24 protein-coding genes and 1 tRNA gene are annotated in these 23896 nt (G+C 51.3%); 14 read left to right on the top strand and 11 right to left on the bottom strand.

Annotation, left to right across the window (positions count from 1 at the left end; translation table 11 throughout):
* The coding region (gene rsmB / locus ACN4EK_RS12490) for a 16S rRNA (cytosine(967)-C(5))-methyltransferase RsmB (protein ID WP_431658223.1) at window positions 1–953 on the top strand (953 nt) is incomplete at its 5' end.
* A 109-nt stretch (window positions 954–1062) separates the two neighbouring features.
* Window positions 1063–1488: a tellurite resistance TerB family protein gene (locus ACN4EK_RS12485; RefSeq protein ID WP_431658222.1), complete on the top strand. Its 426-nt coding sequence runs from the start codon at window positions 1063–1065 to the stop codon at window positions 1486–1488.
* A 130-nt stretch (window positions 1489–1618) separates the two neighbouring features.
* Here ACN4EK_RS12485 and psb35 read toward each other — a convergent pair whose 3' ends face one another.
* The 5 genes from psb35 to petP form a co-directional block, all read right to left on the bottom strand.
* On the bottom strand, window positions 1619–1819 hold the full coding sequence (psb35, locus tag ACN4EK_RS12480) for a photosystem II assembly protein Psb35 (RefSeq protein ID WP_431658221.1): 201 nt from the start codon (window positions 1817–1819) through the stop codon (window positions 1619–1621).
* Window positions 1820–1940: 121 nt separating this feature from the next.
* Window positions 1941–4343, bottom strand: a complete 2403-nt coding sequence (locus tag ACN4EK_RS12475; protein WP_431658220.1) for a transglycosylase domain-containing protein — start codon at window positions 4341–4343, stop codon at window positions 1941–1943.
* 219 nt (window positions 4344–4562) lie between these two features.
* Complete coding sequence (gene chlG, locus ACN4EK_RS12470; protein ID WP_431658219.1) at window positions 4563–5630, bottom strand: chlorophyll synthase ChlG; 1068 nt, start codon at window positions 5628–5630, stop codon at window positions 4563–4565.
* 34 nt (window positions 5631–5664) lie between these two features.
* Window positions 5665–6765, bottom strand: a complete 1101-nt coding sequence (locus ACN4EK_RS12465; protein WP_431658218.1) for a Get3/ArsA fold putative tail anchor-mediating ATPase NosAFP — start codon at window positions 6763–6765, stop codon at window positions 5665–5667.
* Window positions 6766–6891: 126 nt separating this feature from the next.
* Window positions 6892–7086 carry a cytochrome b6f subunit PetP gene (gene petP / locus ACN4EK_RS12460; RefSeq protein WP_431658217.1) on the bottom strand — a complete coding sequence of 65 codons (195 nt, stop codon included), beginning with the start codon at window positions 7084–7086 and terminating at the stop codon, window positions 6892–6894.
* 70 nt (window positions 7087–7156) lie between these two features.
* Here petP and hisF point away from each other — a divergent pair, with 70 nt between their 5' ends.
* The 5 genes from hisF (at window position 7157) to ACN4EK_RS12435 (ending at window position 11677) form a co-directional block, all read left to right on the top strand.
* Window positions 7157–7957 carry an imidazole glycerol phosphate synthase subunit HisF gene (gene hisF, locus ACN4EK_RS12455; protein WP_431658216.1) on the top strand — a complete coding sequence of 267 codons (801 nt, stop codon included), beginning with the start codon at window positions 7157–7159 and terminating at the stop codon, window positions 7955–7957.
* Window positions 7958–8093: 136 nt separating this feature from the next.
* Window positions 8094–8432, top strand: a complete 339-nt coding sequence (locus ACN4EK_RS12450; RefSeq protein ID WP_431658215.1) for a hypothetical protein — start codon at window positions 8094–8096, stop codon at window positions 8430–8432.
* Between the two features lie 283 nt (window positions 8433–8715).
* Window positions 8716–9672 (top strand): response regulator, encoded by a 957-nt coding sequence (locus ACN4EK_RS12445; protein ID WP_431658214.1) that lies wholly within the window; start codon window positions 8716–8718, stop codon window positions 9670–9672.
* An 11-nt stretch (window positions 9673–9683) separates the two neighbouring features.
* On the top strand, window positions 9684–10385 hold the full coding sequence (ubiE, locus tag ACN4EK_RS12440; RefSeq protein WP_431658213.1) for a bifunctional demethylmenaquinone methyltransferase/2-methoxy-6-polyprenyl-1,4-benzoquinol methylase UbiE: 702 nt from the start codon (window positions 9684–9686) through the stop codon (window positions 10383–10385).
* 62 nt (window positions 10386–10447) lie between these two features.
* Window positions 10448–11677, top strand: a complete 1230-nt coding sequence (locus ACN4EK_RS12435; RefSeq protein ID WP_431658212.1) for a DUF445 domain-containing protein — start codon at window positions 10448–10450, stop codon at window positions 11675–11677.
* 9 nt (window positions 11678–11686) lie between these two features.
* Here ACN4EK_RS12435 and ACN4EK_RS12430 read toward each other — a convergent pair whose 3' ends face one another.
* Window positions 11687–12361, bottom strand: coding sequence for a tetratricopeptide repeat protein (locus tag ACN4EK_RS12430; RefSeq protein WP_431658211.1), 675 nt, complete (start codon window positions 12359–12361; stop codon window positions 11687–11689).
* 115 nt (window positions 12362–12476) lie between these two features.
* On the opposite strand from ACN4EK_RS12430, the gene ACN4EK_RS12425 reads away from it, so the two are divergent.
* Window positions 12477–12878: a hypothetical protein gene (locus tag ACN4EK_RS12425; protein ID WP_431658210.1), complete on the top strand. Its 402-nt coding sequence runs from the start codon at window positions 12477–12479 to the stop codon at window positions 12876–12878.
* A 7-nt stretch (window positions 12879–12885) separates the two neighbouring features.
* On the opposite strand, the gene ACN4EK_RS12420 is transcribed toward ACN4EK_RS12425, so the two are convergent.
* Both ACN4EK_RS12420 and ACN4EK_RS12415 read right to left on the bottom strand, forming a co-directional pair.
* Window positions 12886–13281: a hypothetical protein gene (locus ACN4EK_RS12420; RefSeq protein ID WP_431658209.1), complete on the bottom strand. Its 396-nt coding sequence runs from the start codon at window positions 13279–13281 to the stop codon at window positions 12886–12888.
* A 41-nt stretch (window positions 13282–13322) separates the two neighbouring features.
* Window positions 13323–14384, bottom strand: a complete 1062-nt coding sequence (locus ACN4EK_RS12415; RefSeq protein WP_431658208.1) for a hypothetical protein — start codon at window positions 14382–14384, stop codon at window positions 13323–13325.
* A 184-nt stretch (window positions 14385–14568) separates the two neighbouring features.
* Here ACN4EK_RS12415 and ACN4EK_RS12410 point away from each other — a divergent pair, with 184 nt between their 5' ends.
* The 3 genes from ACN4EK_RS12410 to ACN4EK_RS12400 all read left to right on the top strand — a co-directional run bounded on the left by ACN4EK_RS12410 (window position 14569) and on the right by ACN4EK_RS12400 (window position 16905).
* Entirely contained in the window at window positions 14569–14964 is a 396-nt protein-coding gene (locus tag ACN4EK_RS12410; RefSeq protein ID WP_431658207.1) for a hypothetical protein, read from the top strand.
* A gap of 241 nt (window positions 14965–15205) precedes the next feature.
* Complete coding sequence (locus ACN4EK_RS12405) at window positions 15206–15766, top strand: DUF4365 domain-containing protein (protein ID WP_431658206.1); 561 nt, start codon at window positions 15206–15208, stop codon at window positions 15764–15766.
* Complete coding sequence (locus ACN4EK_RS12400) at window positions 15763–16905, top strand: hypothetical protein (RefSeq protein ID WP_431658205.1); 1143 nt, start codon at window positions 15763–15765, stop codon at window positions 16903–16905. The genes ACN4EK_RS12405 and ACN4EK_RS12400 overlap by 4 nt, the downstream gene beginning before the upstream one ends.
* Before the next feature lie 167 nt (window positions 16906–17072).
* On the opposite strand, the gene ACN4EK_RS12395 is transcribed toward ACN4EK_RS12400, so the two are convergent.
* The 3 genes from ACN4EK_RS12395 to ACN4EK_RS12385 form a co-directional block, all read right to left on the bottom strand.
* A tRNA-Arg gene (locus ACN4EK_RS12395) sits at window positions 17073–17146 on the bottom strand.
* A 43-nt stretch (window positions 17147–17189) separates the two neighbouring features.
* Window positions 17190–19730: an HD family phosphohydrolase gene (locus ACN4EK_RS12390; protein WP_431658204.1), complete on the bottom strand. Its 2541-nt coding sequence runs from the start codon at window positions 19728–19730 to the stop codon at window positions 17190–17192.
* Window positions 19731–19860: 130 nt separating this feature from the next.
* On the bottom strand, window positions 19861–20796 hold the full coding sequence (locus ACN4EK_RS12385; protein ID WP_431658203.1) for an ADP-ribosylglycohydrolase family protein: 936 nt from the start codon (window positions 20794–20796) through the stop codon (window positions 19861–19863).
* A 150-nt stretch (window positions 20797–20946) separates the two neighbouring features.
* Here ACN4EK_RS12385 and ACN4EK_RS12380 point away from each other — a divergent pair, with 150 nt between their 5' ends.
* The 3 genes from ACN4EK_RS12380 to ACN4EK_RS12370 all read left to right on the top strand — a co-directional run bounded on the left by ACN4EK_RS12380 (window position 20947) and on the right by ACN4EK_RS12370 (window position 23882).
* Complete coding sequence (locus ACN4EK_RS12380) at window positions 20947–21771, top strand: peptidoglycan-binding domain-containing protein (protein WP_431658202.1); 825 nt, start codon at window positions 20947–20949, stop codon at window positions 21769–21771.
* A 102-nt stretch (window positions 21772–21873) separates the two neighbouring features.
* Window positions 21874–23655, top strand: coding sequence for a S8 family peptidase (locus tag ACN4EK_RS12375; RefSeq protein WP_431658201.1), 1782 nt, complete (start codon window positions 21874–21876; stop codon window positions 23653–23655).
* Window positions 23655–23882: a hypothetical protein gene (locus tag ACN4EK_RS12370; protein ID WP_431658200.1), complete on the top strand. Its 228-nt coding sequence runs from the start codon at window positions 23655–23657 to the stop codon at window positions 23880–23882. Before ACN4EK_RS12375 ends, ACN4EK_RS12370 begins: the two co-directional genes overlap by 1 nt.
* The last annotated feature ends 14 nt before the right edge of the window (window positions 23883–23896 follow it).

The raw sequence follows: 23896 nt of genomic DNA, 5'->3' as shown, positions 1-23896 counted from the left end.
AGATGTGTATAAGAGACAGTCTCCCCTCCGACCCGATCGCCCGTCTTGGCATCCTCCACAGTTATCCTGATTGGATCGTGCAAGTCTGGCAGGAACAGTTTGGCTGGGAGGCGACCGCGCAACTGTGTGACTGGATGAATCAACCGCCCCCGATCGATCTACGGATTAATCCCCTGAAAACCTCCTTAGAGCAGGTGATGGCGGCAATGAAGCAGCAGGGAGTAGCGGTACAGCAGGTTAATTCACTACCGCAAGCCTTGCGATTGATGCACCCCGTTGGCTCCATTCAAGCATTACCTGGGTTTCAAGAGGGCTGGTGGATGGTGCAGGATAGCAGCGCTCAACTGGTTAGTCATTTGTTGCATCCCCAAGCGGGAGAAGTGGTGATTGATGCCTGTGCGGCTCCTGGGGGTAAAACGGCTCATATTGCTGAACTGATGGGCGATCGCGGCACTATTTGGGCATGTGATAAAACTCCCTCACGGCTGAAAAAACTTCAACAGAACTGCGATCGCCTCGCTTTACAGTCGATTCGGATACACACGGGCGATAGTCGGCAGATCCCAGAATTTGTTGGCATCGCCGATCGGGTGTTATTAGATGCCCCCTGTTCGGGATTAGGGACACTGCACCGTCATGCCGATGCCCGTTGGCGACAAACTCCGGAGCGGGTACAGGAGTTAGTGCAGTTGCAGACCGAATTACTTCAGCAAACGACAACCTGGGTGAAACCGGGTGGCACGTTAGTCTATGCCACCTGTACCTTACATCCGGCGGAAAATGAACAGTTGATTACCGCGTTTCTGGCAAACCACGCTGCCTGGAAGCTTCTACCGCCTGCTCCCCAGTCGCCGCCTGCTGCCTATGCCTTGCCCGAAGGTTGGATCAAGGTCTTACCTCATCAACATCAGATGGATGGCTTCTTTATGGCACAGTTACACCAGACTGGTTGATGGCTGCAAATTTTCATGTCTGCCGTTGGAAATTACTTACCAAGCCGATGATGTGAGGTAGGGTATAGGGTGTAGGCGATCGCAGATTGAATAAACGGCAGGAAAAACTATGGAAGCCAATCCTACGGTCAAAAATCTCGTCAAAATCCTGATTGGCACAGCCTGGATTGATGGCAAAGTGCAGCCTGAGGAGCGTGATTACTTACATCGGGTAGCAAAGGAGAAGGGCATCGCTGATGATCCAGAGATTCAACCGTTGTTGTATGAGCTACGTGCCGTCAGTCCAGCGGAATGTTATGGCTGGGTGAAGGAGTATTTGGGCGATCGTCCCAGTTCAGAAGCGTGTCAACAGTTGATCGAAGCCATTAGTGGGCTGATCTATAGTGATGGCACAGTGGATAGTGAAGAAGCGAAATTGTTGACTAACTTACAGTTATTAGATCCCAGTGCTGAAGGGTCAACAGCAAATGATCATTCTGTGCTACGAGCTATCCGTAATGTTTACCAACGTTGGATTGCTAAATTAGAAAATTAATTTCATCAGTTGTGGATGGCATGACAATTCCCAAGGTACAAGGGTAATCATGACAATGATCCGATCTCTACCTTGGGAAAATGTTTAAGCTTGAGCCGATTAACTAATGCTGGAGTGAAGCATGGAGTAACTACAGCCCAGGATTTTCCTCTTTTTTCACATCGGGGACAAAATCAGGGCGCTCCTTATCTTCCCAGCCTACCGGGCGCTTTGAATTGTACCAGGCGATCGAGCCGATCGAGACAGCCGCAATGAAACCAATCACATACACGGCGGTAAAGGCAAAGGGAAAATGAGGACCGCTAGCTGCTACATCCATTAACAAATGCATTAGTATCACTCCTTTTGATCTAAGAGATTCTAAAAAACCAATATAGCCAGCATAAAAACTTTCTAGCAGTAAAACATCTGCCTGGAGTTTTAGTTACCCTTTCCGGCTGGCTGAACTTCGACTACTGACCTCCGGACGCGGGGGCCGGTGGAGCCACATCAACGGGCGGAGGCAGGGGTTCGGCGGTATCGGCTGGAGCTTCCACGGGAGCGGGAGCCTCGACGGGAGCCTCGACCGGGGCTGGTTCGGCGGCGCGGGGGGCTGGCTCCTGGTAAGACTCGCTGCTACCCGAGCTATAGGAACCCCCGTCCGAATACGAGCCTGACCCAGAACTGTAGGACGAAGAATTGTCATAGGAGGATGAGCCGGAAGAACCAGAACTAGAACTGGATTCCGGTGATTCATCGGAATCATAACTGGCGGTATAGGAGCGTGACGGGGTAACTGGTTTAGCCTTAATGCTGCCTTTGCGCCCATCAACATTTGGCAATTCTGGGAAGTATTTAACAGGCATTCCCTTCGTCGCACTCACCATAAAATCATGCCAGACAGCGGCGGCCGTGGTGCTGGCACTCCAGGTCGGTGTGTTATCGTCATTACCTAGCCAAACGCCGGTGGCTAACTGGGGAATAAAGCCAACAAACCATAAATCTCGGGCTTGTTCTGAAGTGCCGGTTTTGCCAGCGACCTGACGATCGAGCCTTGCTGGTTGACCTGTGCCACTATTCACCACACCTTGCATCATCCAGGAGATGATCGCTGATGTGGTTTTATCCACCACCTGTTTGGGCTTAAAGCTGGCATCATAAATCACCTGACCCTGCCGATCGATCACCCGGCGAATCCCATGGGCAGGGATGTATTTCCCCTGATTTGCCATCGTGGCATAGGCATTGGTCAACTCCAGCAGGTTCACTTCGGATGTCCCCAGTGCCAGGGAATAGGTCGGTAGGAGTTTGGACTGAATGCCCATTTGCTGCGCTAACTTGATCACAGGATCAAATCCTGTATCAATCAAGACTTTGACCGAGACGATGTTGACCGAGTTGGTCAGCGCATCCCGCAGGGACATCCAACCGCCATACTTGCGATTGGCATTCTTTGGGCGGTACCCGTCCACCACAAAGGGGGCATCCAGGTAGCCATCGTAAGGTGACAGCCCGGTGGCGATCGCAGCGGCGTACAAAATCCCTTTAAATGATGATCCGGGTTGGCGTTGAGCCTGGGTGGCGCGGTTAAATTGTCCTTCCTTAAATTCGTATCCACCCACCATCGCCCGGATTTCTCCAGTGGCTGAATCGATCGTCACTAAGGCGGCTTGCCCAAAGGCTTCATAGTAGCCCTCATTGGCAACAGCACTGTTGATCACCTCTTCTGCCGCTTTCTGCCACTTAGGATTCAAGGTGGTTTCGATCGTCAGTCCACCAACTTCTAGATCATCCTTTGAGACATATTTTGGCAGCTCTTGGCGAATGTAACTAGTAAACGACGGTGCAGCACTAAATAGCCGTTTAGGAATACTGGGTTTGAGTTTAATGGCTTCAGCCTTAGCAGCGTCAGCTTCTGCGGCAGTTATGAAACCCTGTTCCTGCATCCGTCCCAGCACAATATCCCGACGTTGGCGGGCTTTTTCCTGATCCACCAGGGGCGAGTATTCACTGGGGGCAGGGGGCAGTCCGGCGATCGTCGCGGCTTCGGATAGGGTTAGTTTGCTGACTGGTTTACTGAAATAGACCCAAGCGGCATCTGCCACCCCATAAGCCTCTGACCCGAGATAAACCAGGTTTAGATACCGTTCAAGAATTTGTTCTTTACTGAGTTCGCGATCGATCTTCTGTGCCATCATCGCTTCCCGGATTTTGCGATCCAGGCTGCGCTCCTGCGTCAGATAAACGATTCTTGCCAACTGCTGGGTGATGGTGCTACCACCTTCCACGACATCCCTTGCCACGATGTTGGTAGCAACCGCCCGCAGAATGGATTGATAATCAATACCATTGTGCTGGTAGAACCGCCGATCTTCAGCCGCAATAAAGGCATTACTGACCAGAGACGGAATTTGTTTGTAGGTCAGGGTTTCGCGGGTGGCAGGTCCCGTTTGTTGCAGGACTGAACCATCCATCGCTTTGATCGTCAGTGTTTGACTGCGAACAAACCGATTGATCTCATCTGTACTGGGCAGGCTCTGGTCAAGCGTCCAATAGCCCCATGCCAGAGTCCCACCTGTCCCGATGCCCAAAATGACTAACCAGAATCGCTTATAGCGGTAGATAGAGCGCCCTTTGTAGGACAACTTAGGAATTTGCCCGATCGCTCTAGCTGCCTGCGGGAGTTTCAGGGTGTCAGCGACTTGCTTCAGTTTAGGTGGAATCTTAATTTTGGGACGTTGGCGCGATCGCGCAGCGCGTCGTTGCTTCGCGGTGCCATTCGTCGCTTGACCATTCGATGCCGAGGCTGTGCCCCCATCAGAGAATTTATCAGTCTTGGTTCTGAGGGAGCTTGGCTCACTTACTTTAACCGACAAACTTTTAAGCTTCGAGATAAAATTGTCCACACTAGACCTCACCGCCACTGAAACCGTCGTTCGCTCATATTTTACGATAGGAGATTAATTCTCCTTAAAGACAACCGAACCCCTGAATAATGTGTGATTACAGGTGGTGTCCAACCACTAGTTAGAGCTAGTACTTTCCTATAGCGGTGTACCAATAGTCTATGGATCTTAAGAGAGAAAAGCGTTGTGTCAAACCACGGCATGACCTAAAGCTAAAGCTGCCACTAGCATTCCTAAAACCAGAAATGGCTGAGCGCTGGCTTGGTATTTCACGTCGTTCTCCAGAGGATTGCGGAGAAAATACATGTCTTGAAAGGTAATTTGCGGGATGATTAACAACATTAAAATGGCAGCATACAGGTTTTGGTGAATATGGATCAAGTAGGCAGCCATGCCAGCCTGGAAGATGTCAATCATCAAAACGCAGATCCAGGCAGCTTTTTGCACCCCAAACATGACTGGTAAAGATTTTAGTCCGAGTTGCCGATCGCCTTCCACACTTTTGAAGTCATTCACGACCGCAATCCCCAATCCTGCCAAACTATAGACCAACGTCAGACCCATGATGGTTGGAGTCAGATCACCAAACAAGGCTTGTCCTGCCCACCACGGTAACGCGATGTAGCTGGCACCCAGCGCATAGTTGCCCAACCAGCCATTTTGTTTCAGTTTCAGAGGTGGGGCGGAGTAAATATAGGAGATGAAGGAACCCACGATCGCCATGACGGTGATAGTCGGAAAACTATGTCCTGCCCAGCGATCCAGCCCATAGGCGACCAGAATCCCTCCCAGTAACAACACCCAAACCTGCGTAATCACCTGCGGAATCGAAATCGCGCCGGAGGGAATTGGACGGTAGGGTTCATTGATTGCATCAATCTCGCGATCATAGAAATCATTGATTGTTTGGGTGTATCCCGTCAGGAGCGGGCCCGACATCAACATACAGGCGGCAGCAATCAAGACATGATCGATTGACCAGACAAACTTGCCCGATGATGCGGCACCACAGACAACGCCCCAGATCAAAGGAATCCAGGTAATCGGTTTCATCAACTGAAGCCGAATTTTCCAGATCGAGGTTTCTCCGGTTTGCGCCCCTTTCATCCCCAGCATTTGCCGCGTTTTGGCACTGCGATCGAGGGAAGCTTCACCCGATTCATTGGCTTCATTCAGCGAATTGGGGGTAGCGATCGGATCCACTGCTGGGGGCAGCGTGGTATCTCCAGATACTTGGGAAGGATTCTGATCAGACATAAGGGGAAAAGGTAGGGTAAACGGAATCGCTGCGTTAGAAGGAAATAATCAAAAAGCCATCCTGAAACTTAGCACCCGCCACAGGTTTACCACTGAGTTCGGGGGGCAACATCAAGTTCCGGCGTTGGTCGCCTGCTTCTACCGTAATTTCAGGCCCATATTGGGTCAGTTTGATGTGTTTGCGATCGAACCCCGGTAAAAACAGGCTAACCTTCCGTTCGGCGACATTAATCGCGATCGGTCGGGAGGCTTGAGCGGCTTGATCAAAGTTCGGCAGGGCATCTACCAGGGGTTGCCAGTCATTCACGGCTTGGGTTGGTACGGTGGCGACAGGCAGTGGCTCAAAGGTGTCGTTGGTACTATGTGAGCGATCGGCTTGATTCAGGATCACGCCACCTACTGTCACGCCAATTTGTTGTGCCGCCCCCCAGAGATACTTCGCTGTGACGATCGCGGCTTCATCCGGAGTCGTGACCAGATAAGCGGCAACCCGATTTGGATCCGCTACAGCCGCCTTCCCGTCCTCCAGGATGTTCGTTGCCTGTTTGGCGGCGGGTTGATCAAACATATCGCCCGACCAACTGACATTCAGGACGGTGCTGGCGATCGGTTGTAACAGTGGCATCACCGTTTTGCCTAAATCTGAGTCGGCAAACACTCGCCGGAATCGCCGCAAATACCAGCTAAAAATTTCTGGCATACCCAGCATTCGTAGGGTGGTTTGATCGCCTGCCCCGTCGTACACGATCGCGTCATACTTGCCACTGGCATCATATTCCCGCAGGGCGTTGAGTGCCAGCGCACTATCCATTCCTGGCAAAACCCCCAACTCCTGCCCAAATACTTCCTTGAAGAATGGTGTACGGAGGTATTGAGTTTCCAGTTTTTTCAATTCATCCCAACTGCGTTCCAATAAGGTGGCTGTATGCAGTTGCACAACCTCAAAATTGGCAGCAAGTTCCTGAGGATCTGTCCCCAAACTGGCGGCTCCGAGCATGATGCCGAGGGCAGGTCCCGGCGACTGACTTGCCAGTAGTACGCGTTTGCCCTGACTGGCAAGCCGTTTGGCGGCTGCGATCGCGATGGTAGTCCGACCGACTCCGCCTTTGCCTAAAAATGTCAAGATCAGTGCCATGAGTGATTTCTACATAGACTTCTTGCAACTGGCGATGCTTGCGCCGCAAATATCGCCGTTTTCAACCAGTATGTCGCACATCCGCAAGCGGTCTAGTATTCTGTCAGGCGTATTTTCAGCAGACGCTTACGAGGCAGGTTCGACCTCATCTTCAAAAAACCAGGTCGCGAACTTGTCGTCAAACTGAATCAGGACACCGACTCCACTGCCATCCGTCATTTTGTAGCTTTGGATCGTGCCGACTTGCCCCAGACGCTTGACAACCGCATCTGATACACGATCGCGTAACCGACAAATCCGAACCTTTTGACCGACTTCCATTTCTACTCCAAGACAATCAACCAAAAATCAGTGTATCAGCGTCGTGTACAAGGTTAAAATTCAGGCGTGAATGTTTACGATTTTTGAACTTCAAATGCTGGCAAAACGGATTTTACCTTGTCTGGATGTAAAAGCGGGTCGGGTCGTGAAAGGCGTGAATTTTGTAGACCTGAAGGATGCTGGGGATCCAGTGGAATTAGCGCAGGCGTATAACCAGGCAGGTGCCGATGAGCTAGTGTTTCTGGATATTACAGCCACTCATGAAGACCGGGATATTATTATCGATGTAGTCTACCGAACTGCCGATCAGGTCTTTATTCCACTGACGGTCGGAGGTGGAATTCAAAACTTAGAAACAATTAAACAATTGTTAAGGGCTGGGGCGGATAAGGTGAGCCTTAATTCGGCGGCTGTGCGTGACCCGGATTTCATCAACCGCGCCAGCGATCGGTTTGGTAACCAATGTATTGTGGTGGCGATCGATGCGCGACGGCGGCAAGATCCCCAGAATCCCGGCTGGGATGTCTATGTTCGAGGCGGACGAGAGAATACCGGATTAGATGCGATCGCCTGGGCAGAGGAAGTCACCCAACGGGGAGCCGGAGAATTACTCATCACCAGTATGGATGCCGATGGCACTCAGGCGGGCTACGACCTGGAGCTAACTCGGACGATCGCTGATCGGGTCGAAATTCCCGTGATTGCTTCCGGGGGGGCAGGGAATTGTCACCATATTTATGAAGCGTTGACGGATGGCAAAGCGGAGGCCGCCCTATTAGCGTCATTACTGCATTACGGACAGTTAACCGTTTCTCAGATAAAGTCTTATCTGGCAGATCATCATGTGCCGGTGCGATCGCTGGCGGCTTGAGTCTGCGATCGTCGTCAAGCTAAATAGATTCAGTAGATTTCACCCAAATCTTTAAAGCTCTCTTACTCTAGAGTTAAATTTCTTTTGACTCCGCATCTGGCAGCTTTGCCTGAGTAACTGTTACAATTTGTAAAATATGCTGATTACAATTCTTGCTATTACGGTTGCTTTGGTTGCCTGGTCACTGCATTTGATGCAGGAGGCGATGGATCGGCGCGAATTTTCATTAATGCTGGCGGGAACGTTAGTGGCGTTTTCAGCCGCCGCCTTAGTCGCCGTTTATTTTTTAATGGGAAATTATATTGGCTATATGGCACAAATGGCGCATCGAGCCAATCAGACTGAGGAGTCTGTCCAGATCTGGATCTCGCAGCTAGAACCTCTAGATGGGGAAGAAATATCATCCTCAGCCGTTCGATCAGATGTGTTCTTTCCTCAGGATGTCGGTCAGTGGGTCATGTCCATTGATGAGTGATGAGGGCTGAGTAGGGAGGCGTTGCGATCGCTGGAACCGGGAAAGCACGATTTTTCGGTGATTAGAGAAGAAAAATTAGGGTTGCTTGAACTGAATGCAACAATCCGGGTTAGAAATTAGTAAGAAGTGGCAAAACTAAGTTCAGCTACGATTCATTAGACGAGAACCGATCGGCTAACATAACTGCTGGACGTGCATCTAGCTCGTTTGATCTGGATGCCACAGTTGTGCGGTCTTTCAGGTTCGCTAACGGAGCTTATCTTAACTGGAGCTTATCTTAACTATGGACTACGCAATTCCTGAGCTTGACACGATTAGCCGACAGTTGATGAGCTTGGAGCGACCCAAAAAGGCAAAGATGTTGGTGGTGGATGATGAGCCAGACAACTTAGATTTGCTCTACCGAACGTTTCGCCGGGATTTTCAGGTCTTAAAGGCAGAAAGTGGGGTGCGGGCATTGGAAATGTTGGCAACCGAGGGCGAAGTTGCCGTGATTATTTCTGACCAACGCATGCCGGAAATGAAGGGAACGGAGTTTCTCAGTCGGACGGTGCCGCAATTCCCGGATACGATGCGGATTATTCTGACCGGGTTTACGGATGTGGAAGATCTGGTGGAAGCGATTAACTCGGGGCAGGTATACAAGTACATCACGAAGCCCTGGGACCCGAATGAACTGAAAGCCGTTGTGCAACGGGCCGCCGAAACCTACGAACTGCTAAAACAACGGACGGAAGAGTTACAACGATCGCAGGCGCAAACTGCCCTTCTGTCGATCATTGTCCGTGTCGCGCAGGAATCTGCCAGCCTGGATGTTTGCCTGGAACCGATCGCGACTGCCTTTGGCAAAAACTTCCATGCCGATGGGGCAATTCTGCAATTGGTTGAAGGGAATACCCTAGTGCCCAGTCAAGGAACCTTTAGTCTAGAGGGGACAGTCGAGAATTGGCTGGATCAAGATCCCCTGGTGAAAGAGGCGATCTCCTCCCACAAAATGCAGGTGGCAGTGAATATTCCGGCGGATAGCAATCTGGCATCCATTGCCCATTACAATACCTCTGGGGTACAGGCACATTTAATTGTGCCAGTGACTTACCGAGAGGAGGTGTTAGCGGTGTTGTCGTTGCAATGGCAGCAGCCCTGTACCTTACGGGAAGATGAACTGGTGTTATTGCATTTGTCGGCACAACAAGTTGCCCTTGCCCTCACCTGTACCCGGCACTACCGTCCTGTTGCCTGAACCTAATCTTCATGACTCCGACCTCTGAGCAGATTCGTGCCATTTTCGATCGCATTGCCCCGGTGTATGATCCGTTAAATCATTGGCTCAGTCTGGGGCAGCATCGGGTCTGGAAGCAAATGACGGTGAAGTGGAGTGGAGCGAAATCCGGAGATACCTGCCTGGATGTCTGTTGTGGCAGTGGCGATCTGACGCAACTCCTCGCTGAACGGGTGGGGGCAACTGGGAAAGTCGTGGGACTGGATTTTTCGACAGCGCAATTAGCGGTAGCTCGGCAACGGGTGCGCGATCGGTTCCTGGACTTGCCAATTACCTGGCAGGAGGGCGATGCTTTGGATTTACCGTTTCCAGATCATAGTTTTGATGCCCTGACGATGGGGTATGGGTTACGCAATGTCACCGATATTCCACGCAGTTTACGAGAACTCTGGCGGGTGTTAAAACCCGGAGCGAAGGCGGCCATTCTAGACTTTAATCATCCCCAGAATCCCCCCATGCGGATGTTTCAGCAATGGTATCTGGATCATTTAGTCGTACCCGTTGCTAACTACTTTGGTCTGACAGATGAATATGCTTATATTGCGCCAAGCCTAGAGCGATTTCCGACTGGCGACCAGCAGGTAAATCTCGCCCTAGAGGTAGGGTTTTCCACCGCCACACACTACCCGATCGCCGGGGGTACGATGGGGGTATTAGTGGTGTGTAAATCGTGATCCGTTCGCGATCGGGTAGTCTGATCAGCCACTAATGACCCATCCCTTATTTTTTCCCTGCCTTGGATCCCTCGACGATTTGGCTATTTATTGCTCCTCCGGTGGTTGGTGGCATTATTGGTTACTTCACCAATGATATTGCCATTAAGATGCTGTTTCGCCCCTACCGTCCGTTGTCTGTGGCTGGCAAGCGGCTACCCTTTACCCCCGGATTGATTCCCCGTAACCAGGCTCGGTTAGCTAAACGGATTTCAGATACCATCATGGGGTCGCTATTGACTCCAGAGGAACTGCACAAACTGGCTCAACGCTTGTTACAAACCGAGCGAGTGCAGGCAGCCTTACTCTGGTTGTTGAAACTTGCCTTGGAACAGTTACAGGGCGATGCCCAACAAAAAACCGCCAAGGTGCTGGCAGGGATTTTGCATGATCTGTTAGGGCAAACCTTACCCCGCTTGTTGAAGGTGCTGGCTCGCCAGGAAGATTTTCTGGAAACCCAGTTGAACCAGATTTTTGATCAGGTTGTGCTGGAGTTTCGTTTAAGTGAGGAACAGGCGACCAAATTAGCTGATTGGTTATTACAGGTCGTGTTGCCATCGGATGCAATTCGGCAACTGTTGATCGACTTTTTGACCGATCGCAATATCCAGGTAATTGATGAAGGTTTTCGGGAAAAAACCAGTGGCACGTACTGGGTGATCGCCAACTTGTTTGGCATCCGGAATGCCTTGCTGCGTCTCCGCACCTTTTGCCTGGATGAACGGGATGCCAGTAATGAGCGGATTGCTGAACTGTTGCAGTCTCTGAATATCCAGCCCCGCTTAAAGGAATGGTTGCAAAATCTGTCGCTGCAAAACCTGCCCGTTTCAACGGTGCGCCAACTGCGGAAAACCTTACGGGATACGGTGCGGAGCTATGCTCAGGATAAAGGGGCTGAGGTCTTAGAGGAATTGGGCAAGTCGGTGGATTGGGATAATCTGGCGATGGTGATTCTGAATCGGCTGCGGACATCCCCGGTGGTGAATGAGTCTCTGGAAGTGATCAGCCTGGAATTAGCGCTGATTCTGGAACGCTACCTGGAACGGGATTTAGAGTCTCTAGTGCAGCAAGCGATTCCGATCCTGAATATTGATCAGGTGATTATTAACCGCGTTAATGCCACATCCCCGAAGGATCTGGAAGCTGCCATTAACGGTATTGTCAAAAGCGAACTGCAAGCGATCGTCAATTTAGGCGGCATTCTGGGCTTCATCATTGGGCTGCTACAATCTGCCTCGCTCCTGTTGCGGTAGATCACTAAACTATTTAGCCTGAAGCTGTTGCATCGCTTGTTGTAGGTTACGATGAGCGGCGGTATAGCTCTGATCCAGGGCGATCGCTTGGCGATAGGCGACGATCGCTTCGGCAATTCTGCCTTGCTGGTGGAGGGCGATCCCTAAATGATGGTAAGCCAAAGCAAATTTCGGGTCAGCTTGAATAGCGTTCTGGTAGGCAACGATCGCGCGATCGACCTGCTGTTGTTGCTTGAGGGCATCCCCTAAAACGGTATGGGCAACGGCAAACTGTGGATCGAAGTCTACCGCCTGTTGGTATGCCGCGATCGCTGCCTCTAACTTACCCTGACGCTCCAATACCTGCCCCAGACTTTGATAGACAAATCCATACCGAGCATCGGCTTGAATCGCCTGTTGGTAAGCCGCGATCGCCGCATCGAGTTGACCTTGCTGTTCTAATAAACCGCCCAAATTGTAAGCACTGTAGGCATCCCAGGGATGGAGTCGTAGAGCGATTTGGTAAGCTGCGATCGCGTGATCAACCTGCTGGTTTTGTTCAGCAGCCCGTCCCTGTTCGACATAAAAGGCATGACTGAACTGATGAATTGCCAGACCTACGGCGATCACCAAGGCTCCACCCAGTAATCCTTTTTGATAGGGGTGCTTGGCGATAGGTTTGCCTGGTCTGAGCGATCGTAGCATTCAGTGAATTCAATAAACTCATGGGTACGATTGCTTTTATCCTAACGGCTGATCAGGTGGGTTGCTTGCGTAAACTTGCTGTTAGAATGAAACCCAAACTTAGAGGAGTTGCCCTATGTGCGTAACCTGTATGCTGACCTCGGCTCTGCTCCTGTTTACGCCGACCGGTTCCGATCTATCAGTACAGCAATCGCGATCGTTGCCGTTAGCCCAGGATGCTCAGATGGCGATTACCGAGGTAGTCAAGCGCATTCCCGCCGATGCAACGACCCAGACGCTCCATCAAGGTCTACAACAGTTGCATGGAAAATTAGCTGAGACGGCGAGTGATCAGGAGGCTAAAGCTGTATTGACGCAGGAGCTAACTGATCTGCGCGATCGGATTGCCGCCGATCCCAATGCCGAGCAGATGAATCAGGTATTAGAAGATTTGGTCATTCCTAATGATCCGTTGCTGGAACTGGAGTCTAGTCCCCAATCCTCCTTAGACAGTAAACGGTGGGGTTGGCTGAAGTAAGCATAAACTACTGCCCAGAAAACCGATAGCCAGCGTACTGATCGCCTTCATATAGGAGTACCAACCAGGTTTGAGGATCGAACTCTAGCGGATAGGCTTCGCGTTGCGCGGTTGCCCCCACCCGAATTTGCAACTCTCCCAGTTCACAATACGGAGCTTTGGTAATCTCCCGCACCTGTTGCTTGTTGCCCCCTTCGGGAATGGCGAGCAGGCGGGCAAGTTGGTGTTTCGATAATGTTGCCTCCGCATGAATCACTTTCTGGCAGGAGTCACCGATCGGTTTGCGATTACCCGAAAGCTGCGATCGTGTTTGCAAATCCGTGAGGAGTCCGAATGCCAGTAATACCGAACCAACGGCCATCATCCGTTTCGATCGCCCATTGCGAGATCCACGAAAAGCCATACGCCTCCAAAGGATGAACCAGGATTGAGAGTAGGGTTGCTCTATAGCCTGCCACCGAGCAAAAATCCCAGCATGATCAGAAACAAGCGATAAATGGAAATCGATCCCGCCCTGGGTACAAACACAGCCAGATAGACGGCGATCGCGGCAGGAGCCAACATCAACAGAGTGACAACGGGAGCCAGCACCGGATAGGACACAACCAGGGCTTGAGCACCGAATCGGATAGCAGTAGCAAGGGCAATCCAGATCCCCGCATCACCAATACGATCCAGGGGTTTTTTCGGTAATCGAAAGATCAGACGTAATGGCAACGATCGTTTGCCAGGAGATCGCTGGCTAGCCCGGGTTGTCCGGGGAACCTCTCGCTCCGCAAACTGGGTCGGGCGGGAAGAAGTAGAGGTCGGTTCTGGTCGCGATCGCTCGGGTGGACTGGATGCTGGCATTGGTCCAGGAATTTCGTCAGTTTCGGTCATGTCCAGTTGCCAATCATCCATTGGGGCTGCCTCTGTATCGGGTAACTGACTGAGAGAACTCGCCGCTTCTTGCATGGCGGTTTCCAGTTCTGCCAATCGCTGTTTAATCCGTTCTGCCTGTGCCTTCAGGGTTTCGGTATCGTCGATTTCACGTGGGTTAGATGAGGCGGAATGAGGCGGTCGCCGCGATCGTCGTTTGACTGAAGTCGAATCCTGCGATCGATTCACCTGTTCCACTGCTTGTTCAAATTGCAGACGGCGGTTTGCCCGTTCGACTAATAGTTGATTAATGCGTTCTGCCTGCGCTTCTAAGCGGTGTAATTCTTCAGCAAAGGGTTGTTGCATCTCCTGAAGTTGCCGAAAGGAGGGTTGAGTTTTCTGCACTGCCGTGGGTTGAGATTTGCGTTTCGCCGCACTCGACGATCGACGTTTGCTGCTAGAGCGACGGTTAAGGGGAGCTTCGGCAATGGTGTCGAGGGATTGTCCAGTTGGGTGACTGGTGGTTGGGTCATCTGCTGGCGGAGGATTACCTAAGTCGTCAGCTAAATCATCCAGCGAATCCGGTTGTTCCGCCAAATTGCGCTGAATGGGATATTTCCGTGCCTTAGGCGACTGAAATTCATCCATAATGGGGCAGACCAAAGTACACAACCAAAAATCCCTACCAGAAGAAATTCTACCAAGGAATCTGGTACTATTGTACTATAATTAAGGATTTGCAGTTTAAAAAATAATCTAAAAAACTTTCAAGTTGGGCGATCGTGGCTGCACTCAATCGTGTTGCTATTCAGATTCAGTCAGGAGCTTGGTAATGGACATCACTGGTCAGATTGCGGTGCTGAAAGGGGGCATCCGACGAGTTAGCCTGTTGCTGGCAGCCATTGGTTGCTTTGTCCTGGGCAGCTTTGTGTTCCCTGCTGCCGCTGTCGGTCATTGGCAGATGGTCGCGCAGTCCGCCGATCGCCAACACGCTCAATATGTTGACCTGGATTCGATCGCTCAAACTGGAGCGATCGTCCGGTTGCACACCTACTGGATGGATCAACGGCAACCGGAGGCGAAAACCTACGCTGTAGCAGAATATCACTGCGATCGCCAGCAATTTCGGGATCTAGAACTCAATGGTGAACCTCACCAGAGTGACTGGCAAACCATCCAAGCCGATCCCCTGAATGCCGCTGTGATGCAGTATGTCTGTCACCATTAACCATTCCTCCTGCGATCGCTCCTAATGAAAGAGGGATAGCATCGGCAAAGTGAGCCAGACAGCGGCCAAACTTAAGGAGTGGATCGTTGGGGTTGCGGGTTTTGCGATCCTGCCAGATGGCATTCTCTACGGTTTGGCTGGTAAGGGGAGTCTAACTCTTCTAAAGCGCTCCAAATTTCCCTGAACAACGCTTAAAATGGCGCAATAACCAGATTCCAGCATCACTATTCTTGGAGCGGCGATGGTAGCTTGGCTGTCAAGCAGTCCAATGGACATGAATACCCGGAAAGAGGAGTTCAGTTATGCCTATATCCACGCGATCGCTTCAGTAGCAGGATTTTCAGTTCATATTAAGGGTAGGTCGATGGATGCGGCTGGTATTGATCTAATGATTGAAGTTCCAGGGGTATTAGCCTCTAAACCTCGCCCTAAGCTGGAACTTCAGGTGAAGTGTACGGATGACGAGAGCATTGTAAAAGAGACAACAGTTAATTTTTCTTTAAAGGTCAAAAACTATAACGATCTGCGTTATTCTGAACCGATCATTCCTGCTCTGCTGGTTGTGATGCTTGTACCAACTGATCTAGAGCAGTGGTTTGAATACTTTAATGTTCCAACTTTATTGTCTGGTAGCAATGATGAGATAACAATTTTAAGAAAATGTGCTTATTGGATGTCATTGAAAGGATCACCAAAAACCTCAAATAAAAAGATTACTGTGCATATCCCTCGTCAAAACCTGCTGACCCCTGAGTCATTAATCGATCTGATGACTAAGGCTGCTAAGGGAGAAGACCTATGAAGCTGCCAACTCAAGACATTGATGCCTTTAACAATGTAGATTTTCAGAAAGTTGCTGAGTATCTTCAGCACAGGAATTGGCATGAAGAAGAAAGAATTGATGATAGGGCAGCAATTTGGGGCTATGTGAATCAGGAGGGGAAAAAGGCTGAGGTTTTGCTTCCTTTAACAAGGGAAGTTCCTGATTATGCTTCCCGTATGGATGATGTATTTCGGGTTTTGGAGATTATTGAACAACGCCCAAAAGCAGAGATTTTCAATGATTTAGTGGATGTGATGGCGATCGCGGCTGACAAACAGCGTGAAATCCTAAACCTTCATTTTTACTTTGAATCAGAAGATAACCGAACCTCAGCAGTGGAGGCATCGGCAAAGCACTTGGGTGCAATTCTGGAATCTCTACAAGCGTTGTTTGATTCGATCGGACAAGTCAAAGCGGGCAGACCTAGTCCGTTTGGAAAGGTTGCCAAAGACATCACTGATCAGACTCGGTTATCGGTTTTGGGAACTTTCAAAGGGTCTTTTGGAGTGCGATTGGCATTAGCCCCTCAACCACAGGAACAGCAGCCAAATCTGTTCAACCAGCTTCCCCCTGAACCATTGGGCGAACTGGTAACACAGGAATTTTTAGAGATTCTGAGCCAGACCCATGAGCAACGGTTAGAGCAGTTGAGCGATCGCCTGATCAGTCTGCAACGTCGCACCGCTTCTAACTATCGGAAGTTTTTGCTCTCGTTACTGGATGCCAGCACAGATTTAAGGGTGGATTGGGGGTCACTCAACGCTAATCGGGGTGGAACGGCAGCAGTCACATCAGCAGATGCGATCGCCACGGTGGAAGCGATTAAGAAAATTGAGGCAGATGCCCCCCAAGAGTATCAATTAGTCAGTGAGCTTTTAGCAGCCAGTAAGAGCAATAAAACCTTTGAGCTTCGTAATATGGAGAATGATGCTCCCCTCGTAGGAAAAATAGCCGATGAAATCATTAGCTCTGGAGAGGTGGAGCTAACCATTGGCAAGCTTTACAACGTAACTGTGAGAGAACGAATCTCTGTATCCCCAATTACTGGAGAAGGCAAGATCGAACGTACCCTAATAGCAATTCACCCTTGGCATTCAGATACAACGGTTGCGGCTTAGAAAACGTTAAGCCGCAAAACCCCTCATATCAATCTTGCCAGTAACAGCATCGGAGATCAGAGCGGTGCGGTATTCTTCCAGTTTGACGATTTGCTCTTTCACATTCTAAATCGCCTCTTTCATCTGTTAGCAGACCAGTGCTCCTATTTCCAGGGGGGTATGCTGAACGGGACTGGCGCGATTCGAACGCGCGACCTATCGCTTAGGAGGCGATCGCTCTATCCTGCTGAGCTACAGCCCCAATTCTTTCGTCATCATAACAGTTACCTTCTAGATCCGGTATTTTAAGAACCTACCGGAGTCGGTTGAGGGGTTGGAGTGAGCTTCGGATAGGCAATGCGTTGATGATTAAACTGTTGCCAAACCTGTACAAAAATCTCGGCAATTTGGGACATTTCCTCCCGGGTTAACCCAGAATCAACCAATTGATTATCCTGCCACCGGGCTCGGAGAATTTTGTTGATCATCGATAGGGCTTCTTCGTAGGTCGCATCCTTCAGCGATCGTAGTGCCGCTTCGCAGGAATCTGCCAACATCACAATCCCTGTTTCCCGGCTTTGGGGAATAGGGCCGTCATAGCGAAAATCGGCTTCGTTGACCTCGGGTATAATGCCATCTACTTCTGCTTGTTGCTGTGCTCGTTGTTGTGCCTGGTGGTAGAAGTAGGCAATTAACATGCTGCCTTGATGTTCTGGGATAAAGGCTCGTACAGCTTTCGGCAAGCGGAATTTCCGCGCCATCACTAAGCCTTCAGACACATGCTTTTTGATGATCTCAGCACTTTTGTATGGATCATCAATCAAGTCATGTTTATTGGTTCCCCCCATCTGGTTTTCGATGAATCCCTGGGGATCATGCATCTTGCCAATATCGTGGTACAGAGTGCCGGTGCGTACCAGTTCGACATTGCAGCCTAGGGCGCGGGCAGCCGCTTCTGCCAGGGTGGAGACAAACAACGTATGTTGGAAGGTTCCTGGCGTTTCCGCAGCTAAGCGCTTAAGCAACAGCCGATTAGGATTAGCCAGTTCAACTAACCGAATAGTGGTGACCAGGTCAAAGAGTTGTTCTAAATAAGGGCTACTGCCTAATGCCACGATGATCCAGGCAAGTCCAATTAAGCCTTGGAGGGCACTAGCTCCTAATAAGGTGTACCAAACTACGCCGGAGGCAACATTCAGAACTAGATAAAGAGTGCCTTGCAGTAAGCCGACGGCTCCTCCTAGTAGGGCTAGTTCTTCCCGCGATCGCAACCGTCCTGCCACCGCACCACAGAGCAAACCACCCGCCGCACTGGCAAGCAATTGGCTCCAGGCAATGTCCATGCCAATTGGCAGTAGTACAGCTAATAGTCCAGTGACGACCAGCCCCAGGGGCGCACCATAGAAGCCACCCACCAGAAAGCCGACGACAGGTAGATTCGTTGATGGCAGTCGTAGTGCCACCAGGATAGGGGTACTGAGGGCAAGCAACCAGACCAAAATGCAGTCTCGCCGCCGTAGTTGTGGTTGGTAGCGGCGTTTCACCACCCAAACGATCGTGACGGCACCCCCCACTAGAGTGCCAAAGCTAATCAAGCCAACCCAGTCTAACCCCCGCCGACTTAAGCCAAAGTAATCCAGTAGGGCAAAGTTGGCTGAGGTGATTGTTTGACCAGCCTGGACAATTACTTCCCCCCGTTTGATACTGACCTGAACGGGTTGAATCTCTTGCGCGGCTTGCTCAGCTTGAATTCGCGTTTGATCCTCGTCCCGGATCAGGTTGGGTTCCAGTGAGGTCAGCAGCAGTTGGGCGGCGATCGGGGCAACCTGTGCTGGTAACTGCTCCTTCACTTGCAACTGCACCGCACTGGATAAAATAATTTGCGGTAGTCCCTGGTGGATCCCCTGGGCTAAAATACGCTGGGCAATCCGGCGGGTCTGGGTTTGAGTGTTCTCCCATTCTGCCGGAGTCAAATCCAGTAACGCCGCATCAAATAATGGTTGTTGTTTCGACTCAGGCGAATTGATGGGTGATAGGGAGCCCAGGGCAGTGGCGTAGTTTAACCGAGCTTCTGAAATCGTTTCGATCAGTGCCAGGTAGCTGCCTAAGTCAGCCGAACGCCGATAGGCCAACAGTTCCCCGATCGCCTGTTGTCGCTCTGCTTCTGTGGAGGCAGGGGAAGGGTTAGACGAGGGGGTGGTTGCAGCCGTTGATTTGGGCGATCGAGGGGAGGAAGCAGGAGGATTGGTGCGAGTACCCAACACGATTTGCCAGTCCGACTCGGGAGCGCGGCGCAGATATAACTGGGTTTGGGTGGACAGGATAGCGGTGCTAGTAAAGGGAAACTGTCCTGCCATGCCTCGAAAATCACTACCCTGTTGAAAACGCTCCTGAAGCCGTTTATAGCTTTCCTGGGTCGCCAAATGATCGAGCTTTAACACTGAAATCGAGCCATCACGGGCAGCTTTCCGTTTGTCGGCGGTTGCCTTGGCATCCTCAACCGTAGCGGCGGCGGGGGCGTAGATGGTTTGGGGAGCGGCTCGCCCAATATCGAGTTTAGGGGCGTTATAAAACCGGTAGCCGATCGCGCTAGTCAGGGATGCGACAGTCACCATTAGCACTAATGGCGGACTGGAAACCAGAGTTAATAATCGTTGATTGCGGGCTGGAGGTCTGGAACTGCTGCCTTTAGTTGCATCTAATATAGGCTTTGGCTGACTGCCCAACCAATCATGAAATTTAAATTGCTTGTTCCACAGGGCTTTACTGGAGTCCATCCATGAGCGATCGCGGTATTGTAAGCGAACCTGTTCAAGCTGGTGTGCCAGCGATTGCAGCAGCTTCATCACATCACCCAATCCCAAAGATGGACGGTAACGATTCCTGGCGAAGGTAGAAACGTTCGGGGGAGGAATGCATAGGCTCCTACATTATAAGAAGCTGGATCAAAAACCAGGACAATTCTCTATGCCAATTTCATAGAGTCGCATTTGGTGATGAATTCCAACGAGGGCGAAGGACTTGCGGCGCGGCTACGGCTGCCATCCGTTGTTCAACCACCGCCACATTGTAGCTGCCCGACCAACTGGCGAAGAGTCGGGTTGCCTGGTGGCGGATTTCTAAGGTTGTCGGTAAGGCATCGGTTCTGCTGATACGGCTGTGATCATAGGCTGTCAGCCAGGGGATGGGCATCCCGATCGCGCTGTTATAGGTTCCAGATAAAGCTCCAGTAATGGCGGCGACGAGGGTAGGAGCATAACTGGTGTGGGTAGCCTGGTGGACGGATAGCTGCAATGTCTCGGGGGCGCTTAAAAAGCAGTAGAAAGCTAAGGCGATCGCCCCAGCTATCTGCGGCTGACGTTGCCATTGCTGAACGATCGTCATTGCCGTTTGTAGGTCGGTTGCGTCGGTTAACAGCATTTGGGTTGTGGCTAACCAGGTGTTTGGGGTTGTCGTTTGCGGCGAACCGGGGGGAAGGCATAACTCCAGATAGGCACTCACTTCGGATAGGAGAGTGGTGGGATTGAGTTGTTGCTTGCAGGCTTGGGCGATCGCATACCCTAGCGCCAGGAGGCTTGCCTGCGTGTTGCTCTCAGTGTGCCAGGATGGCATTGCCTGGGTTAAAGCCTGTTGTTGCTTCAAGGCATCATCATGGAAAAACAGCATCAGTGGGAGGGTGGCGATCGCCTGAGCATCAATGGGTGCTGTGGAGGAATCATGCCCGTTCGCCTGGGGAGAGTGAAGCCAGGAGAATGTGGCTGCTTGCTCGGGGGGTTGGATCAACGGTTCCAAGGATTGCCAGATCAAGGGATTCCAGACGATCGCGGTATCTGTGATCTGGGTCGCTGCATATTCTCCTAATCCGCTGCCTAACAAACATCCTTGAAATCGGCTTAATAATGAATAGGGCATGACCAGATCAGCATGGCGATTGCTGCTTGAAGAAACATCAGTTTGAAATGCGATCGCGGCTCACGTATGCTAACTTCTGCGAGAGGTTAAGCACTTAGTTTCAGAGCGCTCTCCTCACTATAGACAATACCCGACTTAAGGATGCCGATCATGAAAGGGCAACGGAACCAGTCTACTGTAGCGGCGTACTACGAGAATCCATGCTGGATCGACTGGCATCAATTGATGGGGGGTAGCCCATTGAAGTGTCTAACGTTCCGGCTACCTACCACGCTGGTTGTTTTCCTGCTGCCGCAGATTTTGGTGGCGGAAATAGTCTTGAGTCAGTCACCTGCGCCGATTCCCGCTACAAATTCCAGCCGTGACGGAGCGGCTCAATCGGCCGGGCGATCGACCTTAAAGGTGGGTAGCCAGGGAGCGGAAGTGACTGAGGTACAGGCAATGCTGCAACTCCTAGGATTCTTGAAAGATACTGTGAATGGGGTTTATGGGCAAAGTACGGCGGAAGCCGTCGCCAAATTTCAGCAAGTGGCAGGTTTAACTCCCGATGGCATTGTAGGCATGGCAACCTGGAACCGACTGTTACCGCCGACTCCAGCCTTCACGCCGACTCCGGCAGCGACCGGCTCTGCACCAGAGGGCTTTCCCCTGCCGACAGCTACTCCTACCATGCCCTCCCCAACTCCATCTCCGACTCAATCGGCTCCAGCGACCCATGACAGCGATCGTCCGGCGACCAGTCAAACTTCAGCCAGACCCACTCCCGCCGCCCTTCCGATTCTGCGAATGGGGATGCAAGGAACAGCCGTAACAGGGCTTCAAGAGCGATTACGGGCATTAGGGTGGCTCAAATCCTCGGCAGATGGGGTATTTGGGGCAGAAACCTTAGCGGCTGTGAAAGCGGCGCAGCGTCAATTTAGTTTAGAAGCCGATGGAGTGGTGGGGCCAGCCACCTGGGAAGCCTTGCTGCGATAAGGCTGGTTAGCCGTTCAGTAACTATCTGCAACATTAGGGGACTGCCCGATCGCGGGAGGACTGAGTTATGGTGGTAGACAACTCTGACCGTGGACGGATGCCATGAAAAAGTTTCTGCTGCTGGTGTTGTTTCTGATTGGTCTGGGCTGGGCAATCTCTAACTTTAGCGGTCTGGCAGCTCAGGGGACGTATGACTCGATCGTCCTGGACTTCCGGGAGGATGTTGGCGCCGCCCAAATTGAAAATCAAATTAATTGGTTAGCGAAACAATATAATGTCTCGCCACGCTTTAATAGCGAATTTTCCCTGGCAGATCATATTTTTGTGTTGAAAGGGGATCAGGCACTGCTGGAGAAGCTCAAGCAGTCTGATTTACGCAAGTATACTGAGTCGATCGAGCCAAACTATATCTACAAAGCCTATGCTGTGCCCAATGATCCGGAGTATGGCAAGCAGTGGAACCTGCGGAGCATCAATATTGAGTCGGCATGGGATGAAACCAAGGGCAGTGGCGTGACGGTGGCTGTGATCGACACGGGAATCAGTCCGGTGCCGGATTTAGAAAGAACCAAGATTGCCTCTGGCTATGACTTTGTTAATGATCGCATTGAAGCGGTGGATGATAACGGTCATGGTACCCATGTGGCGGGAACCGTTGCCCAATCCACCAATAACGGCTTTGGGGTGGCTGGGGTCGCCTATGAAGCAACGTTGATGCCTATTAAAGTGCTAAGTGCCAGTGGGGCGGGAACAACGTCAGATATTGCCGAAGCGATTCGATTTGCTGCCGATAGCAATGCCCAGGTAATTAACATGAGCCTGGGGGGCGGGGGTGAAAGCGAATTGATGCAGGAGGCGATCGAGTATGCCCATAGCAAAGGGGTCGTGATTATTGCGGCGGCTGGTAATGCGGGACGGAATGCGGCTGAGTATCCCGCCCGGTATCGTCATGTGATTGGTGTGTCGGCGTTAGATTTAGCTGGCAATAAAACCCCCTACTCGAACTACGGAGCGGGAATTGATATTTCGGCTCCCGGTGGTTTGACCACGGCGAATGATGTCTCGGGTGGCATTCTGCAAAATACGATCGATCCCCGGACGGGTGAATCTGTATTTAAGGCGTTTCAGGGCACCAGTATGGCGGCTCCCCATGTGGCGGGAGTGGCTGCCCTAATTCGGGCATCGGGGGTGACGAATCCCGATGAGGTGGAAGAGGTGTTGAAACAATCCGCCGTTCCCGTCAAGGATGATAGCCTGAATCATTTTGGGGCGGGTCGATTGAATGCGGCAGAGGCGGTGAAACTGGCATCGGATGGCAAGATTAGCTTCCGTGACTTTTTCCGGTGGTTGCGGGATAACGGGTATCTCAATCCCAAATTCTGGATCGACGGTGGGGTAATTGCCCTGTGGCCGAAGCTCTTAATGGTGCTTGGTTCTTACTTGTTGGCATGGTTCCTGAAGCGGTTCTTTTCCTTCAAGTGGACCTGGTCGTTGGCAACGGGATTAGTCATGGGCAGTTCCGGACTATTCTTCCTGCGAGGCGTGTATCTGTTTGATGCCCCTCAGTGGCCGTTCCGGGTCTTGGGTAGCTCGTTGCCTGAGTTGGGCACAGCCGTTCAGGGCAGTTCGGTATTAAATCCAGTATTTGCCAGTGTGTTAATTCCAGCCATATTAATCACGCTCTTGCTGGGCCATACGGAATGGAAATGGTTCGCGATCGGTTCCACGCTTGGGGTCGCTTCCTGTCTTATGGTCAGTGCGGCATTATCGCCGACCTTGTTATGGTTAGGAGAGGGCACCCTTGCCCAACTGTTCCTTGCAGTCAATGCAGTTCTCTGCTTGGCGCTGGCACGTCTAGCCGTAAAACCGGGAGTGAGTAATTGATGAGCACTCAAGTAAAAGGCACGATCGAATACAAAGACTTTGGCACTGGAGCCTGGGCGTTGGTGGGCAGTGATGGTACCACCTATGAACTGCACAAAGCCCCGAACACTTTGCAACAGGAAGGGCTTCAGGTGAGTGTGGAAGGTCAGATCCGAGAGGATGTCATGACGATGGCGATGATCGGTCCGGTTCTGGAAGTCAAAACCTTCAAGGTGATTGAGGGCTAAATTGCCTGGGGGAG

The organism is Pantanalinema rosaneae CENA516, assembly GCF_050753385.1.
In the GTDB taxonomy this organism is placed as follows: Bacteria; Cyanobacteriota; Cyanobacteriia; order Leptolyngbyales; family Leptolyngbyaceae; genus Pantanalinema; species Pantanalinema rosaneae.
The sequence above is the reverse complement of the archived record's forward strand: the minus strand, read 5'-3'. Positions and strand labels throughout refer to the sequence as shown.

Coding starts and splice junctions, on each gene's coding strand:
- ACN4EK_RS12445 (WP_431658214.1), top strand. CDS start 8,716: ATGGACTACGCAATTCCTGAGCTTGACACGATTAGCCGACAGTTGATG.
- ACN4EK_RS12370 (WP_431658200.1), top strand. CDS start 23,655: ATGAGCACTCAAGTAAAAGGCACGATCGAATACAAAGACTTTGGCACT.
- psb35 (WP_431658221.1), bottom strand. CDS start 1,819: ATGCATTTGTTAATGGATGTAGCAGCTAGCGGTCCTCATTTTCCCTTT.
- ACN4EK_RS12375 (WP_431658201.1), top strand. CDS start 21,874: ATGAAAAAGTTTCTGCTGCTGGTGTTGTTTCTGATTGGTCTGGGCTGG.
- ACN4EK_RS12420 (WP_431658209.1), bottom strand. CDS start 13,281: ATGGCTTTTCGTGGATCTCGCAATGGGCGATCGAAACGGATGATGGCC.
- ACN4EK_RS12450 (WP_431658215.1), top strand. CDS start 8,094: ATGCTGATTACAATTCTTGCTATTACGGTTGCTTTGGTTGCCTGGTCA.
- ACN4EK_RS12430 (WP_431658211.1), bottom strand. CDS start 12,361: ATGCTACGATCGCTCAGACCAGGCAAACCTATCGCCAAGCACCCCTAT.
- ACN4EK_RS12465 (WP_431658218.1), bottom strand. CDS start 6,765: ATGGCACTGATCTTGACATTTTTAGGCAAAGGCGGAGTCGGTCGGACT.
- ACN4EK_RS12485 (WP_431658222.1), top strand. CDS start 1,063: ATGGAAGCCAATCCTACGGTCAAAAATCTCGTCAAAATCCTGATTGGC.
- hisF (WP_431658216.1), top strand. CDS start 7,157: ATGTTTACGATTTTTGAACTTCAAATGCTGGCAAAACGGATTTTACCT.
- ACN4EK_RS12380 (WP_431658202.1), top strand. CDS start 20,947: ATGAAAGGGCAACGGAACCAGTCTACTGTAGCGGCGTACTACGAGAAT.
- ACN4EK_RS12400 (WP_431658205.1), top strand. CDS start 15,763: ATGAAGCTGCCAACTCAAGACATTGATGCCTTTAACAATGTAGATTTT.
- ubiE (WP_431658213.1), top strand. CDS start 9,684: ATGACTCCGACCTCTGAGCAGATTCGTGCCATTTTCGATCGCATTGCC.
- ACN4EK_RS12405 (WP_431658206.1), top strand. CDS start 15,206: ATGGTAGCTTGGCTGTCAAGCAGTCCAATGGACATGAATACCCGGAAA.
- ACN4EK_RS12390 (WP_431658204.1), bottom strand. CDS start 19,730: ATGAAGCTGCTGCAATCGCTGGCACACCAGCTTGAACAGGTTCGCTTA.
- ACN4EK_RS12410 (WP_431658207.1), top strand. CDS start 14,569: ATGGACATCACTGGTCAGATTGCGGTGCTGAAAGGGGGCATCCGACGA.
- chlG (WP_431658219.1), bottom strand. CDS start 5,630: ATGTCTGATCAGAATCCTTCCCAAGTATCTGGAGATACCACGCTGCCC.
- petP (WP_431658217.1), bottom strand. CDS start 7,086: ATGGAAGTCGGTCAAAAGGTTCGGATTTGTCGGTTACGCGATCGTGTA.
- ACN4EK_RS12385 (WP_431658203.1), bottom strand. CDS start 20,796: ATGCCCTATTCATTATTAAGCCGATTTCAAGGATGTTTGTTAGGCAGC.
- ACN4EK_RS12415 (WP_431658208.1), bottom strand. CDS start 14,384: ATGGATGAATTTCAGTCGCCTAAGGCACGGAAATATCCCATTCAGCGC.
- ACN4EK_RS12425 (WP_431658210.1), top strand. CDS start 12,477: ATGTGCGTAACCTGTATGCTGACCTCGGCTCTGCTCCTGTTTACGCCG.